The organism is Thalassotalea insulae (genome assembly GCF_030161395.1).
Taxonomy (GTDB): Bacteria; Pseudomonadota; Gammaproteobacteria; order Enterobacterales; family Alteromonadaceae; genus Thalassotalea_E; species Thalassotalea_E insulae.
The window spans coordinates 561,464-577,584 of sequence record NZ_BSST01000001.1 but is presented as its reverse complement, the minus strand read 5'-3'; the positions used below and the strand labels follow the sequence as shown (position 1 = coordinate 577,584).

The following is a 16,121-nucleotide window of genomic DNA, read 5'->3' as shown; positions in this document are numbered from 1 at the left end:
ATTTTTAGCTAATTAACTGTCAAAGTTGACTCTGACCCGTTCTATTTGGCTCTCAGGTTCTTTTGGTTGATGCTCTGCCAGTTTGGCGTCGATTTTATTTTTTGCCGCAATCAAAAAGCCCATGGCGATAAAGGCACCAGGCGGCAGTATCGCTAATAAAAACTGATTATCGAGCTGCATTACTTCAATACGCATACCAGCTGCCCAGTCACCTAATAACAGTTGAGCTCCGTCAAATAGGGTGCCTTGTCCCAGCACTTCGCGGATTGCGCCTAAGGTTAATAATACGAATAAAAAACCTAACCCCATCATAAAACCATCAAAACTTGCTTGTTTGACTGGATTTTTTGACGCATAGGCTTCAGCGCGGCCGATAATGGCACAGTTAGTGACAATTAGCGGCAAGAATATCCCTAAGGATTCATATAAGCCATAGGTAAAGGCATTCATTAATAATTGCACGCAGGTAACAAAGGCAGCAATGATCAAAACGAATATCGGAATGCGGATTTCTTTCGGCACCCATTGCTGAATGGCTGACACAGTGGCGTTTGAGCAAATCAAAACAAACATGGTTGCTAAGCCTAGCCCTAAGGCGTTAACTACCGTTGAGGTCACCGCCAATAACGGACATAAACCAAGAAGCTGTACCAGGCCAGGATTATTTTTCCATAATCCTTGCCAAGTTAATTCTTTGTATTCATTTGGGATCTTCATTTAGCCCCCTGACAATTGGCATCGTGCTGAAATAATTCATCTTTATGGAGATTAAAGTAATCTACCGTACTTTTTACTGCTTTGACTACGGCACGTGGGGTAATGGTAGCGCCAGTAAATTGATCGAACATACCACCATCTTTGGCAACAGCCCAGCGATTATCTTGCTCGCCGCGAATTTTCTTGCCGGTAAAACTTAAAATCCAGTGACTTTTTCTTAATTCTATTTTATCACCCAAGCCAGGGGTTTCTTGATGTTTTAATGTTCTGACACCGCTGACACTGCCATCGAGTTTAACCGCCACCAGTAATTCGATATTGCCGTTATAACCATCCGGCGCAGTGGCGGTGATTGCCGCGGCGACAGGTTGTTCATTCTCTGTCGCTAAATAGACTTTTTGTTGATAGCCTCCCAGCAACTCATCTTGCACGATAAAGCAGGACTGGCTGATTTCATTATTATGACTTTCTGGTGGGATCAAGCTGTTTAAGGTATTAATTAATTGCTGTTGTTGCTGCGCGACAATTCTGTCTTTAGTTAACATGTGCACTAGGCCAACTACCGCAGTACAGGCAATAGCAAACAACGCGAGTAATTTGGCATTTTTTTCAATCGCTTCACGCATAACGTAATTCCTTAAGAGTGACCATAGGTGCGGGGGCGGGTGTATTGGTCAATCAGTGGTGCTGCCATATTACAGAGCAATACTGAAAAGGCTACTGCGTCAGGATAACCACCGAATTTGCGAATAATAAATACTAAAAAACCAGCCAGCGCACCAAATATTATTCGTCCTTTGACGCTGGTTGCTCCGGATACAGGGTCGGTTATGATGAAAAAGGCTCCGAGCATACAGGCGCCATTAAACCAGTGAAATAATGTCGAGGCATTAGTGTCAGGGCTGATAGAGTAGGCAATAAATGAGCAGATAAATAAGCTAAATAAAAAGCTAAATGGGGTTACTGCCGGGATAGCTTTTTTGCCGATTAAAAATAATCCGCCGAGTAAAAAGGCTAGGTTTATCCATTGCCAGCCTTCACCTACGTAGTGACCGATAACCGGGTTATTCATACTTTCAGCAATGGTTAATCCTAAGGTCAGGTTAGTTTTGACTGTATCTAACGGTGTTGCCATAGTAAAACCATCAACATGCGTTCTGAGTTGTTCAATTGAATAACCGTCAAAGGTAAACTGGGTAAAAATTACTGACAGCGTATTGGCAAAATCAAGTGGTAATGCCATTAATTCCAGCGGTGGTTGCCATGAGGTCATTTGTACCGGGAACGAAATTAGCAACATTACATAGGCTGCCATTGCCGGGTTAAACGGGTTATGACCAAGGCCACCGTATAATTGTTTCACTATGACGATAGCGAACAGAGTACCGAGCACAGAAATCCACCAGGGTGCTAAGGCCGGTAAACTAACACCGAGTAAAACTGCGGTTAATAACGCACTACCATCAAATAGCTGTTCCGAGACCTTTTTTTCTCGCAGCGATAATACGGTAAATTCCGCAATAATTGCGGTGATTATCGCCAAACTAATATGAATGAGATTACCCCAGCCGAAAAAATACCATTGGGTAAGAATGCCGGGAATTGCCGCATAAATGACTAAACGCATTAACGCTGAGGTTTTAGTCTGCTGGTGATCATGAGGTGAACTTGCTATCCAGTATGCCATGATTTATTTTGACTCTGCTTGTTGTTTTTTCGCTTTCGCTTTTGCCACAGCGGCGGCAATGCGTGCTTTTTTATCCATTGGCTGCTCACTTGGTGCTACTTGTGTCATAGGCTCAGCTCGTTGACTGTTATCGTCATCCGATGGTGGATTATCGGATGTGTCACTATTAGCATTTGTGCTTGCTTGTTTTGCTGCCTGTTTTTTTGCCTTTGCTTTGGCTACAGCCGCAGCGATACGATCTTTTTTCTCATTTACTTCAGGCTTAATGTCAGGTTCTTGTTGGTCTTCCTGAACTTCTGGGGCGGATGATGCTTTTTTGGCTTTCGCTTTCGCTACTGCCGCGGCGATTTTTGCCTTTTTATCATCCTGTGCGGTGATGTTAGCTGGTGTTGTATCTACAGCGGTGTCATTGTTTAGATGATCGTCTGCTGCTTGGTTAGTGACTGATTTTGCATTAGCTGCGGCGAGCTTTTTCGCTTTTGCTCTGGCAACTGCTGCCGCTACCTGCGACTTTTTATCATTGACTTGCTCATTGCTCTGCTCGTTATTTTGCGAGGCGGAGGCTTGCCCTGACTGAGCTTGGGCTTTTTTCGCTTTGACTCTTGCAAGCGCTGCCGCGACAGCAGATTTTTCATTATTCGCATCTTCAGTGCCGGCATTCATTTTTGCTTTACGAGCTTCTGCTGCTTTACGGTGTTTTTCTTCTCGTGCTAGTTTATCGCGTTCTAACCGAACTTTGCGCGCTTCAAAGCGTTGTTTAGCTTTTTCTGCTTTTAGATCGAGTAATTTTTGCTGGCGAATCTCTGCTTTTGCTACCCGATAATAATGCACTAGAGGTATATGGCTCGGGCAAACATAGGCACAGGCACCACATTCGATACAATCAAATAAGTTTAATGCTTCTAACTCTTGTTGATCTTTTGCTTTGGCGCTCCACTGTAACTCTTGTGGCAATAGCTGACTTGGGCAGACTTCAGCACATTGTCCACAACGAATACATTCTACTTCCTTATTATTATCGGGAATTTCTTGTTCGCTAGGAGCTAACACGCAGTTAGTGGTTTTCACTACTGGTACCTGAGTGCTGGGTAAACTAAAGCCCATCATAGGGCCACCCATGATAATGTGCTTTTTCGCTAGTTCTGGATAACCGCATTGTTGCAGTAAAAATTCTACAGGAGTACCGAGCAATGCCCAGACGTTTTGTGGTTTTGCCAGTGCGCGCCCTGACAATGTTACTACTCGTTTAATCAGTGGTGTGTCGTGGATCACCGCATCGGCAATGGCATAGCAAGTCGCTATGTTTTGCATGACAATTCCCAGACTGCTGGGTAATACGCCGGATGGAACTTCTTGACCCGTTAGTGCCATGATCAGCTGTTTTTCGCCACCCGTTGGGTACTTAGTTGGTAAGACACAAATTTTGATTTTATCGTTTGCCGCAGTGGCTTTCTTTAACGCCTGAATCGCTTCGGGTTTATTATCTTCTATACCGATCAGGATAAATGCTGGTTCAAGTAAGTGATCGAGAATATTGATGCCATCTACTATGGTGGAGTTATGCTCCCTGATTAATAAATCATCGGCGCTAATATAAGGCTCACATTCGGCCGCATTGATGATCAAGTAATTGATTTGGGCTTGAGTATTGACTTTAATATGGGTTGGAAAGCCTGCGCCACCCATGCCGGAAATACCTGCCTGGGCAATTTTTTCAATGATCTGGTGTTTGGTTAATGTTTGATAATCGGGCGTTAATTGACGTTGACACCAGCTGTCTTCACCATCTGGGAGCAGCTTAATACATAATTCTTCTAAACCGGAAGGGTGAGCGATCACCGAATTTTCTATTGCACTAATAGTACCACTAGTAGGGGCATGGACAGGTACCGATAACGGCATCGAACTTTTAGTCAGTGGCTGGCCTTTTTTAACTTGTTCACCGACAGATACGATTAGCTGACCAGCTTCCCCGATATGTTGCTGAACAGGAATGATTAATTCAGGTGGCATTGCCAATGGACGAATAGGTTTATCTGAGGTGAGAAATTTCATTTCCGGTGGGTGGATCCCTCCGTGAAACTTCCAAAAATGACCTTTTTCTATGCGTTCGATAACTGATTCCACTTCTACCTCTTTAATCTACTTGCACGACAGAGATGCTATCGAGATCCCATTGCCAGTTTTTAGGTGTTTGTTTAATTGGACGCATTTCAATACAGTCTACCGGGCAGGGCGCCACACATAAGTCGCAGCCAGTGCACTCTTCAGCAATAATGGTATGCATTTGTTTCGTTGCCCCGATAATGGCATCAACCGGGCAGGCCTGAATACATTTAGTACAACCGATACAGTCTTCTTCAATAATAAAGGCGACTTTGGGGGTGTTATCGGTTTCATGGGCTGCATCTAACGGTTGCACTTCAACGCCCATTAGATCGGCGATTTTTTTAATGGTTTCTTCACCGCCGGGGGCGCATTTATTAATGGCTTCACCATTTGCGACTGCTTCAGCATAAGGTTTACAACCAGGGTAACCGCATTGGCCGCATTGGGTTTGAGGTAACAAGGCATCGAGCTGTTCTGCTAGAGGGTCGCCTTCGACTTTAAAATGAATGGAAGCAAAACCGAGCAGTGCGCCAAAGGCTACGCCGATCAAGCCTATAACTACAATGGCAATAAGTATGGTCATTAGAATTTCACCAAGCCAGTAAATCCCATAAAGGCGAGTGACATTAAACCTGCGGTGATCATTGCGATCGCGGAGCCTTTAAATGGCGTTGGCACGTCAGCATTCGCTAATTTTTCACGCATTGCGGAAAACATAATTAATACTAATGAAAAGCCTAATGCAGCGCTAAAGCCGTATATGATTGACTCCAAAAAATTATGTTGTTCATAGATGTTGAGCAGGGCGACACCTAATACTGCACAGTTAGTAGTGATCAAAGGTAAGAAAATACCCAGAGAACGATATAAATTAGCACTGGTTTTATGTACCACCATTTCAGTAAACTGGACCACTACGGCAATCACTAGGATAAACGTCATGGTGGTTAAAAATTCTAACCCTAACGGCGCCAGTAAATAAGTTTGTACTAGGTAACTAAGCAGTGAAGCCAGCGTCATCACAAAGGTGGTCGCATAGGACATGCCAATAGCAGTTTCTACTTTTGACGATACCCCCATAAAAGGGCATAAACCAAGAAACTTTACTAAAACAAAGTTGTTTACTAATACTGTTCCCACTAATAATAATAGGTAGTCAGTCATGCTAAATTAATGATATTGAATAAATTCCCTATATTATCCGACTTTCTGGCTCAGATAACAACAGCTCAAATTAATAAATGTTGATGCATATGCAATAACTTTTGTGGTGTACATGGGAAAATGTCTGCAATATTTTACATATAAGTTGTAGGGATTTAATGAAGCTTGTGCTCTGCCGTCTAAATTTTACTCTAAATTAGGGGCTCCCATTTATTCATTTTTTAAAGAATAAATGGGACAGTTAGTGGATTAAATCGCTTCCGGCTTACCCAGATAAAAACCTTGGCAGCCATCAACGAATAGCTTTTCTAACATGAATTTTTCTTCCTGACTTTCAACGCTTTCTGCCAGTACTGTTATACTCAGGCGATGCGCGAGATCAACCATTAGTCGCAGGAAGTATTGATTGTTTTTATCTTCATCTATGTCTCGGGTATAGATGCTGTCCATTTTGATAAAGTCAGGCTTAAGGTCGCGAAAGAACTTAAAGGAAGTCAGGCCGACACCGAAGCGTTCTACTGTGATCCTGGCTCCCACTCTATGGATCATGTCAATAAAGCGTTTACTGGTTTTAATATTTTGTTGTAGACCAAATTCACTAATTTCAAAGACTAAATTTTTTGCTATGCGAGCTTCTTTTAATAAGCGACGCTCGAGCCAAATCATAAATTGTTCGTCGTGGATAGTGCGGGCACTGATATTAATGCCAAAATGTTGTTCGGTTAAGTTTTTGCGACTAATTTCAGTGATGGCAGTTTCAATGATCAATTTATCAATAGCGACTATTTTATCGAGTTTTTCAGCCATCGCGATAAAAGAGGCGGTCGGCAGCATTTCCTCATTGGAATTAAGGAAACGAGCTAAAATTTCGTTATAAACACGGGCGCTACGTGTGGTTGGTTTGATTTGTTGTACAAGTAGTTTAACCCTGTGGTTATCAATAACGTTATCAATTTCCTGACGCCAGTTTTGATTACCATAACTAGCACTAGAGCTTGCTAAAATATCGGTATCGGTTTGTGCATACCAGGCATTGATTTGTTTGGTTTGGGCAACACTGATACCGGTATCTGCCAGCGCCAATAGCTCGCCTAAGGAATTACTCTTATCAAAATACACTAAACCGGTATAACCGACGGAATCAAGGTCAGAAGCTTGCTGGTACTCATTAAAATAATTACTGATATCTTCTGCATAGTTTTCCGCGTCTTTTAACGTGGTATTGGGTAATATAGTGGCAAAATCTGAGCTGTTAAGGCGAAATATTTTCGCGAATTGGTATTTACTGCAAGCTTTTTTCAAAATATCTGCGACTTTGCAAATGTAATTATCACCTTCGGTATAGCCGTGAATTTGGTTGACGGTTTGTAATTCTGAACACCGGGTGATAGTTAATACGCCAAAATCTACCGTTTCATTTTTACTTTCAAAATATTGAACAAAGCGAGTGCGATTTTCAAACTGGGTTAACGGTTCGATATAGGCTTCTTTTTTTAACACCCCTTTATCAGAGATAAGCTCATTCACCATTTCATTGATTTCATTGATACCGTTATTTAGTTCAGGTAAATCAAATAGCGTTGTTTGCTTGTTATCAGCTCCTTGCTCGGCGTGCAAAATGCCTGTTAACGCATTTTTAATCTGCAGATTGATACTTTTGATAATATTTTTATAACGTTGAATACTAAACTGGCCACCAATTAATACAATCGCAAATGACAGAAACATCATGGTAAGTGAAAGGTAAATAAATAACGTGGCGCTATCATTGGTATTAATTTGCAATTTAAATTGCAGTTGTTGCTTGGCGAGTTTAAAGATTGCAGGCTCAGGAGCGATAAGTTGTGCCACAGCTGATTGTTCATTGTTGACTCTGTAACTTTGCTGAGCGTTTGCTGAGTTAATTTCAAGCTGGGCAAAATGATATTGAGTTAATGGCTGGGCAATAGCTTTAATTTTATTAGCGTTATATTCAACAGATTGTGAATATAACTGAGCTAACATTTGCTGTTGGAGCTTTTGTTGATGTTCTGCATTACCTGACAACAACTTAAAAGTGACGCCGGAAAAAAGCACACTACAGACGGCAGCAATAAGCATATTTTTGGCAATCATCTGCGAATATGTATACATAAAAACCTTCAACCAGTTAGTTCAATCGATAGCGAAGCGATCTAGTTATTTATTAGTGTGCAACTTTCAGTATAGTGGATAAATAAATATCGTCGTGATTATCGATACATTTTAATAAGTTACACATATATTTTTTACTATCATTCGCTGTTATAGCATGAAAAAATAGTGAAAGCGAACCAAGCAAGTGAAAGCGTAAGGGATTATTGGAAAATAAATGTTTTAGCTGTGAGAAATTCATCGCCCCTTTGATGAAATGTACTTGCGGTCTGGTCGTTATCACTATATAATTTCGCGCATCTCATCTGGGGCAATAAGTCACTGGAAGGCTAGTCGAGTTATCTTATAGTTCGGTTTACCTTATTATTGCTTTGGTTACTAAGTTGTTTTGATAAGCTCATTTAACTTAGCGAACATCGTGGGTTCAGTGAAAATAGGCCCCGACTTTGGGGTTTTTTTGTATCTTATCGATCTGAGATCGCAAGGTGCATGACAGCAAGTATTATCGCTGGGCTTTACGCCCTTTTTTTGTTTCTGAATGTTGGAAAAACGGAGAAATTGATTGGCTAAATTTGAACATAAATTAACGGAAATGTTACGACCGGCAGTTGAAGAAGTTGGTAAAGAATTATTAGGTATTGAGTTTATTAGTGCAGGCAAACATTCTGTATTAAGACTTTTTATTGATCATGAAAACGGCATTGACGTTGATGATTGTGCAGAAGTGAGTCGTCAAGTAGGGGCTATTCTCGATGTAGAAGACCCGATCAGCACAGAATACAACTTGGAAGTTTCATCACCAGGCTTAGACCGCCCTTTGTTTAGCTTAGCGCATTATCAGGCTGTTATTGGTGAAACGGTAAATATCAGATTATCGCTACCGTTAAATGGTCGCCGCAAATTTAAAGGCTTACTCGCGGCGATTGAAAATGACACGCTTGTGGTAACGGTAGATGGTGAAGATTACGAACTTGTCTTTAGTAATATCGACAAGGGCAATCTAGTACCAAAATTTGACTAATAGATTATTGAATTATAACGATTAATAAAGGCTAAGTAGCATGAGTAAGGAAATTTTACTGGTTGTAGATGCCGTATCTAATGAAAAAGCATTGCCACGCGAAAGTATTTTTGAAGCAATGGAAACCGCATTAGAAACCGCCACCAAGAAGAAATATGAAGGTGATATTGCCGTTCGTGTTTGTATCGATCGTAAAACAGGTGAGTTTGATACCTTTAGACGTTGGTTAGTAGTTGAAGACACTGAAGAGGTTATAGAAAACCCTTATGCTGAAATTGGATTAGCAGCGGCGCAATATGACGATGACAGTGTTCAGGTAGGCGACTATGTTGAAGAGCAAATTGAATCAGTAAAGTTTGACCGTATTACTACGCAAACTGCGAAGCAAGTAATCGTACAAAAAGTACGTGAAGCTGAGCGTGCTATTGTGATTGATGCTTATCAGGATCAAGTGGGTGAACTAATCACAGGTGTGGTGAAAAAAGCCAGCCGTGATAGCGTGATTTTGGATTTAGGTAATAACGCTGAAGCGATTATTTATCGTGATGACCTGTTACCTCGTGAAGTGTTCCGTCCGGGTGACCGTGTGCGTGGATTACTTTATGCCATTAAACCGGAAGCTCGCGGTGCGCAATTATTTGTTTCTCGTACAAAACCTGAAATGTTGATTGAATTGTTTCGCGTTGAAGTGCCGGAAATTGGTGAAGAAATGCTGGAAATTAAAGGTGCAGCGCGCGATCCAGGTTCACGAGCAAAAATTGCGGTTAAGTCAAATGACAAGCGTATTGACCCTGTTGGTGCTTGTGTTGGTATGCGAGGCTCTCGTGTACAGGCCGTTTCAGGCGAGCTTGGCGGTGAGCGTGTTGATATCGTGTTATATGACGATAATCCTGCTCAGTTTGTCATTAATGCAATGGCGCCTGCTGAAGTCGCTTCAATCATTGTTGATGAAGACAAGCGCACTATGGATATTGCGGTTGAAGAAGGCAACTTAGCGATGGCAATCGGTCGTAGCGGCCAAAACGTTCGTCTGGCCAGTAATTTAACTGGTTGGGAACTGAATGTAATGACGGTTGATGCCATGAACGAAAAACATCAGGCGGAAAATGACAAAGTCTTAACTTTATTTACTGAACAATTAGATATTGACGAAGATTTTGCTACTTTGCTTGCTGAAGAAGGTTTTACTTCATTAGAAGAGATTGCCTATGTGCCGACGGCTGAATTACTTGAAATTGATGGCATGGATGAAGACATCGTTGAAGAATTACGTGAACGAGCAAAAGCGGCATTAACAACACAGGCACTTGCTAGTGAAGAATCATTAGAAAATGCCGAGCCAGCTGAAGATTTATTAGCATTAGAAGGGTTAGAACGCCACTTAGCCTTTGTCCTCGCAAGTCGCGGTGTACGCACGCTAGAAGATTTAGCGGAGCAAGGTGTTGATGAACTTGCTGACATTGAGGAATTAGATGAAACCAGAGCGGGTGAGTTAATTATGGCCGCGCGTAATATTTGCTGGTTTAACGAAGAATAAAAATCCCTGGGGGAATTAAATAGATGGCATCTGTAACAGTAGAAGAACTTGCCAAAGAAATAGGCACACCAATCGATAAATTGGTTGGCCAATTGGCAAGCATTGGTGTTAACAAACAAGCGGCAGACACTATATCTCAAGATGAGAAAGAGTCGCTTTTAGAGCATCTGAAAAAACAACATGGCGATGATTCTGCGGCAAAACCTAGCAAAATGACGTTAAGCCGTAAAAAGAAATCAACACTCGTTATGGGGAGTGGTAGCAAAGCTAAATCGGTACAAGTGGAAGTGCGTAAGAAACGTACTTATGTTAAACGTAGCGAGTTAGAAGAGCAGCAAATTGCCGAAGCGGAAGCTAAGGCACAAGAAGAAGCCGAAGCGTTAGCGAAAGCCGAGGCCGAAGCAGCAGCGAAAGCTAAAGCCGAAGCGGAAGCTAAGGCTAAATCGGAAGCCGAAGCCAAAGCGGCAGCAGAAGCTGAACGTAAGGCGAGAGCAAAAGCAGAGGCTGAAGCAAAAGCCAAAGCGGCTAAAGCGAAAGCTGGTGATAGCGAAAAAGAGCCAGAACCAGAGCCGGTTGAAAGTGAAGAAGCTAAGAAGCTTCGTCTACAAGCTGAAAAAGAGGCTGAAGAAAAAGCCGAAGCAGAAGCGAAAGCGGCAGCTGAAGCAGCTAAAAAACTAGCGGAAGAAAATGAAGCCCGCTGGAAAGCAGAAGAAGCTGAGCGTAAAGAGAAAGAAAAAGAGGTCGTACATTTAACGTCTTCTAAATATGCGCAAGAAGCAGAAGATAAGATTGATTCTGAAGAAGATGGTGGACGCCGTCGTCGTAAGAAAAAGAGCAATCAACAAGACAAACAAGCAAAAGGCCGAGGCAAAGGCAAAGGTAAGCAAACTTTATCTGCACCGCAAAGCTTAAAGCATGGCTTCCAAAAGCCAGTTGAAACTAAACTGCAAGAAGTGCGTATTGGTGAAACAATTTCTGTTGCTGAATTGGCTAATAAAATGTCAGTTAAAGGCGCTGAAGTGGTTAAAGCGATGTTTAAAATGGGGGCAATGGCAACCATTAACCAAGTGATCGACCAAGAAACAGCAGCCCTAGTTGCTGAAGAAATGGGTCGTGAAGTGGTTCTTGTGAAAGAAAATGCTTTAGAAGAAGCCGTATTATCCGACCGTGGTGATGCCGGTGAGTCTATAACTCGTGCGCCAGTAGTGACTATTATGGGTCACGTTGACCATGGTAAAACGTCATTACTTGACCATATTCGTCAAGCAAAAGTGGCAGATGGTGAAGCGGGGGGTATTACCCAGCATATCGGTGCTTATCACGTAGAAACTGGTCATGGCATGATCACTTTCTTAGATACTCCAGGTCACGCTGCGTTTACTGCAATGCGCTCTCGTGGTGCTAAAGCAACGGATATCGTTATTATCGTAGTAGCTGCTGATGATGGTGTGATGCCACAAACGATTGAAGCGATTCAACATGCCAAAGCATCTGAAGCGCCAATTATTATCGCAGTGAATAAGATGGATAAAGAAACTGCCGATCCAGATCGTGTTAAGACTGAGCTATCACAACACGATGTTATTCCTGAAGATTGGGGCGGTGATGTCCAGTTTGTTCACGTTTCAGCGAAAACTGGATTAGGTATCGACGAGTTACTGGATTCTATTTTATTACAAGCAGAAGTCTTAGAGCTAACGGCTGTTGTTGATAAAATGGCAAATGGTGTCGTGGTTGAGTCGAAGCTTGATAAAGGTCGCGGACCTGTTGCCACAGTACTTGTGCAAGAGGGTACCTTGAATCAAGGTGATATCGTCTTATGTGGTCTTGAATATGGCCGTGTTCGTGCGATGCGTGATGAAAATGGTAAAGAGATTAAATCTGCAGGGCCTTCGATTCCAGTTGAAATCTTGGGCTTAAGCGGTGTGCCTCAATCAGGTGATGAAGCAACCGTGGTTAAAGATGAGAAAAAAGCGCGTGAAGTGGCGTTATATCGTCAAGGTAAGTTCCGTGATGTTAAATTAGCACGTCAGCAAAAATCGAAACTGGAAAACATGTTCTCTAACATGGAAGAAGGGGATGTTTCAGAGGTTAATGTTGTACTGAAATCAGACGTTCAGGGGTCACTTGAAGCGATTTCCGATTCATTAACGAAATTGTCTACTGACGAAGTGAAAGTGAAGATCATCGGTTCAGGTGTTGGTGGTATCACTGAAACTGACGCGACCTTAGCTGCGGCTTCTAACGCAATTATTATTGGCTTTAACGTTCGTGCCGATGCGGCAGCGCGTAAAGTGATTGAATCTGAAGGTGTTGATTTACGTTATTACAGCGTAATTTATGCATTGATTGATGAAGTGAAACAGGCGATGAGCGGTATGCTTGCACCTGAATTCAAACAAGAAATTATCGGTCTTGCAGAAGTACGTGATGTCTTTAAATCGCCAAAAATTGGTGCTATTGCTGGTTGTATGGTAACTGAAGGTACCATTAAACGTAGTGCGCCAATTCGTGTCTTACGTGAAAACGTCGTAATTTATGAAGGTGAATTAGAATCTTTACGTCGCTTTAAAGATGATGTCCAGGAAGTACGTAATGGTACGGAATGTGGTATTGGCGTTAAGAACTATAATGACGTTAAAGTTGGCGATCAAATCGAAGTGTTTGAAACAGTGGAAGTTAAACGTTCGTTATAGCTAATTGCTTGATTCTTTTGTCTATAACTGCATTGGATATGCTCTCGTACCCTTGTACGCTGCGCGTATCAGCTTTGCTCTAGACAAAATTATCGGCGCTCTTAGGCTATAGCTCGTATTAATATTAGAAAATGGAGGCTTGGCCTCCGTTTTTGTTAGGGGTTAGATATATGGCAAGAGAATTTGCTCGTACCGACAGAGTCGGACAAGAGATTCAAAAAGAAGTGGCTATGATCATTCAGCGTGAAGTGAAAGATCCGCGTTTAGGTATGGTGACAGTCTCAGCGGTTGAAGTGACACGCGACTTGGCTTATGCCAAGGTATTTGTCACTTTCTTTACCTTAGAAGGTCAGAATGTTGATAAGTCGGTTGAAATACTAAATGAAGCAGCGAGCTTTATTCGAACCTTATTAGCCAAACGTATTAAAGCACGCATTATGCCTGAGTTACGCTTTGTCTATGACAAATCGATGGTAGAAGGTGTTCGTATGACTAACTTAGTCAATAAAGCGATTGCTGAAGACGAAAGCAAGCATACAAAAACCGATGATGATGAGTCTAAAGGCGAGTAACAATTTCAATGGCAAAAAGAAGAAAAGGCCGTGCGGTTAACGGGGTATTATTGCTTGATAAGCCACTGGAAATGTCGTCAAATAATGCCTTACAAAAGGTCAAACGCATTTATTTTGCGCAAAAAGCTGGGCATACCGGGGCATTGGATCCATTAGCAACAGGCATGCTGCCTATTTGTTTAGGAGAAGGCACTAAATTTTCCCAGTTTTTACTTGATACTGATAAAACTTATCAGGTGACTGCTAAGTTAGGTATTCGAACCACCACTAGTGATGCTGACGGTGAAGTAGTAGCGGAAAAGCCAGTGAATGTTTCCAAGATCGAATTAGACAAGGCGCTGGAAAGTTTTCGTGGCGACAGTAAACAAGTACCGTCGATGTATTCTGCCTTGAAATATCAGGGGCAGCCGCTGTATAAATATGCTCGAGAAGGCATTGAAGTGCCGCGTCAAGCGCGTGATATTACAGTGTATCGCCTAGATGTGCTGCGTTTTGAACACGATGAAGTGGAAATGGAAATTCATGTTTCTAAAGGCACTTATATTCGTACTATTGTTGATGATTTAGGTGAGCTGCTTGGCTGTGGTGCTTATGTTGCTAAACTTAGACGCGTTGCTGTTGGTGGTTATCCGCGTGATAAAATGGTCACGATAGAGCAGCTTGAACAATTATTAGCGCAGGCGAGCGAACATGAAATACAGCCATCTGAATTATTAGATCCATTATTATTGCCGATGAACACTGCCTGTGGTGACATGCCTAAAGTGTTTGTTGACGCGATGTCTGCAAATTACTTGCGCCATGGTAATCCTGTGCAGACTGCTAATGCGCCGCTATCAGGACTAGTACAGGTCTATATTGATAATGATGATGGGCAAACTGCGGAGTTTATCGGCGTTGGTACGATTGATGATAATGGTTTAGTCGCACCAAAACGTATTACCGTAGTGGAAGCATTATCCTAATGAGCGCGAACGCCTCAGTTAATGGTTGCATAAGCTGAATTTACTGGTAGAATACGCGCTCTTTTGTACGTCTCGCTGAATTAGTGTTTGGCTTGACGGTAATTTTAAAACACTAACTAAGGTATATATTATGTCTTTATCTGCTGAGCAAAAAGCTGCAATCGTTGCAGAATATGCACAAAAAGAAGGTGATACAGGTTCACCAGAAGTTCAGGTTGCTTTGTTAACTACACAAATTAACCACTTACAAGGTCACTTCAAAGAGCACATCCATGATCACCACTCACGTCGTGGTTTATTACGCATGGTAAGCCAACGTCGTAAGTTACTTGATTACTTAAAAGGTAAAAACAGTGATCGTTATACAGCATTAATCGGCAAATTAGGTTTACGTCGTTAATTAAACGCTGTTTACAATGTTTTAGTAAAAGGAGCCAATTGGCTCCTTTTTTATTTTCAGTATTAAACCACCTACTTCAGTCGGTGGTTATCATCAAAAGGGCTTTGCCTTTCACCCCCGAATATAATAGTCCATGTGCCACTTCACTAACATCCATGATAGCAGCGCAGCTTTAATTTATTCCGCATTTGCAATGCAGAAAAATGCTTCGTTCTGGTTTGGTGAGTACTTTCGATGTATTTGTTTATTGTTTGTCACTGCGGGTAAGCTAAGCTGAGTTGTGCGCTGAGGGAGATTAAAGAGGGAAATAAGCGTTACCCCCTCTTTAGTGCTGCGGCAATATGAATAACATGGACCATTAGATCAGAAGGTATTTTACTGCATAATAACATCGTTGATCATGAACAATTTTTTTATTACAGCATTAGCTATAGGTACCGATGTCAAACTTGTTGCGATAAAAAGCATGAACAGATGCGATTACCACACGTTAAGGCGACCTACAAAATAATTATTTTGCTAACTCTAGTTTGACTGCTTCAACGATTTTTTCTGGCTGCGCTAAGTATAAATTATGATTGAGTAAGACAAGGTTTTCATTTTGAGCTAATAATAATGCGGGAATAGCATTAGTACCGATAATTTTTTGTAACTCTTCAACGTCACCTAACGCAAATTCTGCATCTTTAGTCAATTTCTCTGCCTGTAATGTTTTAGCTGGCGGTGACAGTTTTAATTCATCAATAAGTGGTGATATCTGTTCTTTAGTGGTTAGTGGATTTGCCTGCTCAAAATGTGCTTGTTGAATGCTGTTAAGTAGCGCCAGACTGTTTTGAGGGGATTTCCTTTGTACCCAGGTCAAAACATTCGCGGCCAAGGTTGAGTCTTTGTTTGTTTCCAGATGAGTTAAATAGTCCGGACTAAATTTTACCTTACTAGCTTCTTTGACGGCATTAATCGTGGCTTTTGATACCTTGTTATCCCCATCAAAATAAGCGCAATGCATTAAGTTTACGGGCATTTTAGGAAATGCGTCACTGATGCGGTTAACCAGTTGAGTGGCAGCATAGCTCCACGGACAATGGCTATCATAAATAAAAAATAGTTCTGCAGACATAAA

At 41.8% G+C, this 16,121-nt stretch carries 14 protein-coding genes; 6 read left to right on the top strand and 8 right to left on the bottom strand.

Annotated elements, in window-relative coordinates:
- Positions 1–12: 12 nt before the first annotated feature.
- The 7 genes from QQK06_RS02715 to QQK06_RS02685 form a co-directional block, all read right to left on the bottom strand.
- On the bottom strand, positions 13–717 hold the full coding sequence (locus QQK06_RS02715) for an electron transport complex subunit E (RefSeq protein ID WP_284243057.1): 705 nt from the start codon (positions 715–717) through the stop codon (positions 13–15).
- A complete protein-coding gene (rsxG, locus tag QQK06_RS02710) occupies positions 714–1,343 on the bottom strand; it encodes an electron transport complex subunit RsxG (RefSeq protein WP_284243056.1) in 630 nt (209 codons plus the stop codon). Before rsxG ends, QQK06_RS02715 begins: the two co-directional genes overlap by 4 nt.
- 11 nt (positions 1,344–1,354) lie before the next feature.
- A complete protein-coding gene (rsxD, locus tag QQK06_RS02705; RefSeq protein ID WP_284243055.1) occupies positions 1,355–2,404 on the bottom strand; it encodes an electron transport complex subunit RsxD in 1,050 nt (349 codons plus the stop codon).
- 3 nt (positions 2,405–2,407) lie between these two features.
- Positions 2,408–4,531 carry an electron transport complex subunit RsxC gene (rsxC, locus tag QQK06_RS02700; RefSeq protein WP_284243054.1) on the bottom strand — a complete coding sequence of 708 codons (2,124 nt, stop codon included), beginning with the start codon at positions 4,529–4,531 and terminating at the stop codon, positions 2,408–2,410.
- Positions 4,532–4,541: 10 nt separating this feature from the next.
- The gene (gene rsxB, locus QQK06_RS02695; RefSeq protein ID WP_284243053.1) at positions 4,542–5,096 is read right to left on the bottom strand and encodes an electron transport complex subunit RsxB; all 555 of its coding nucleotides are present in this window, start codon (positions 5,094–5,096) and stop codon (positions 4,542–4,544) included.
- Complete coding sequence (gene rsxA / locus QQK06_RS02690) at positions 5,096–5,677, bottom strand: electron transport complex subunit RsxA (RefSeq protein ID WP_284243052.1); 582 nt, start codon at positions 5,675–5,677, stop codon at positions 5,096–5,098. The genes rsxB and rsxA overlap by 1 nt, the downstream gene beginning before the upstream one ends.
- Before the next feature lie 249 nt (positions 5,678–5,926).
- On the bottom strand, positions 5,927–7,810 hold the full coding sequence (locus QQK06_RS02685; RefSeq protein ID WP_284243051.1) for a bifunctional diguanylate cyclase/phosphodiesterase: 1,884 nt from the start codon (positions 7,808–7,810) through the stop codon (positions 5,927–5,929).
- 562 nt (positions 7,811–8,372) lie between these two features.
- Between QQK06_RS02685 and rimP the strand changes: the two genes are divergently transcribed.
- From rimP to rpsO, 6 genes are all read left to right on the top strand, one after another.
- Positions 8,373–8,831 (top strand): ribosome maturation factor RimP, encoded by a 459-nt coding sequence (gene rimP, locus QQK06_RS02680; protein ID WP_284243050.1) that lies wholly within the window; start codon positions 8,373–8,375, stop codon positions 8,829–8,831.
- A 40-nt stretch (positions 8,832–8,871) separates the two neighbouring features.
- Positions 8,872–10,368, top strand: a complete 1,497-nt coding sequence (nusA, locus tag QQK06_RS02675) for a transcription termination factor NusA (RefSeq protein ID WP_284243049.1) — start codon at positions 8,872–8,874, stop codon at positions 10,366–10,368.
- Positions 10,369–10,391: 23 nt separating this feature from the next.
- Positions 10,392–13,064, top strand: a complete 2,673-nt coding sequence (gene infB / locus QQK06_RS02670; protein WP_284243048.1) for a translation initiation factor IF-2 — start codon at positions 10,392–10,394, stop codon at positions 13,062–13,064.
- Between the two features lie 170 nt (positions 13,065–13,234).
- Positions 13,235–13,636, top strand: a complete 402-nt coding sequence (gene rbfA / locus QQK06_RS02665; RefSeq protein ID WP_284243047.1) for a 30S ribosome-binding factor RbfA — start codon at positions 13,235–13,237, stop codon at positions 13,634–13,636.
- Positions 13,637–13,644: 8 nt separating this feature from the next.
- Positions 13,645–14,601 (top strand): tRNA pseudouridine(55) synthase TruB, encoded by a 957-nt coding sequence (gene truB, locus QQK06_RS02660; RefSeq protein ID WP_284243045.1) that lies wholly within the window; start codon positions 13,645–13,647, stop codon positions 14,599–14,601.
- Positions 14,602–14,731: 130 nt separating this feature from the next.
- Complete coding sequence (gene rpsO / locus QQK06_RS02655; RefSeq protein ID WP_284243044.1) at positions 14,732–15,001, top strand: 30S ribosomal protein S15; 270 nt, start codon at positions 14,732–14,734, stop codon at positions 14,999–15,001.
- A gap of 511 nt (positions 15,002–15,512) precedes the next feature.
- Here the strand turns inward: rpsO and QQK06_RS02650 are convergent.
- Complete coding sequence (locus QQK06_RS02650) at positions 15,513–16,118, bottom strand: hypothetical protein (RefSeq protein ID WP_284243043.1); 606 nt, start codon at positions 16,116–16,118, stop codon at positions 15,513–15,515.
- Between the last annotated feature and the right edge of the window lie 3 nt (positions 16,119–16,121).

Excerpts from the sequence above, each read along its gene's own strand:
- QQK06_RS02685 (WP_284243051.1), bottom strand. The coding sequence starts at position 7,810 with ATGTATACATATTCGCAGATGATTGCCAAAAATATGCTTATTGCTGCC.
- rsxB (WP_284243053.1), bottom strand. The coding sequence starts at position 5,096 with ATGACCATACTTATTGCCATTGTAGTTATAGGCTTGATCGGCGTAGCC.
- nusA (WP_284243049.1), top strand. The coding sequence starts at position 8,872 with ATGAGTAAGGAAATTTTACTGGTTGTAGATGCCGTATCTAATGAAAAA.
- QQK06_RS02650 (WP_284243043.1), bottom strand. The coding sequence starts at position 16,118 with ATGTCTGCAGAACTATTTTTTATTTATGATAGCCATTGTCCGTGGAGC.
- infB (WP_284243048.1), top strand. The coding sequence starts at position 10,392 with ATGGCATCTGTAACAGTAGAAGAACTTGCCAAAGAAATAGGCACACCA.
- rsxA (WP_284243052.1), bottom strand. The coding sequence starts at position 5,677 with ATGACTGACTACCTATTATTATTAGTGGGAACAGTATTAGTAAACAAC.
- rsxG (WP_284243056.1), bottom strand. The coding sequence starts at position 1,343 with ATGCGTGAAGCGATTGAAAAAAATGCCAAATTACTCGCGTTGTTTGCT.
- rbfA (WP_284243047.1), top strand. The coding sequence starts at position 13,235 with ATGGCAAGAGAATTTGCTCGTACCGACAGAGTCGGACAAGAGATTCAA.
- QQK06_RS02715 (WP_284243057.1), bottom strand. The coding sequence starts at position 717 with ATGAAGATCCCAAATGAATACAAAGAATTAACTTGGCAAGGATTATGG.
- rsxD (WP_284243055.1), bottom strand. The coding sequence starts at position 2,404 with ATGGCATACTGGATAGCAAGTTCACCTCATGATCACCAGCAGACTAAA.
- rpsO (WP_284243044.1), top strand. The coding sequence starts at position 14,732 with ATGTCTTTATCTGCTGAGCAAAAAGCTGCAATCGTTGCAGAATATGCA.
- truB (WP_284243045.1), top strand. The coding sequence starts at position 13,645 with ATGGCAAAAAGAAGAAAAGGCCGTGCGGTTAACGGGGTATTATTGCTT.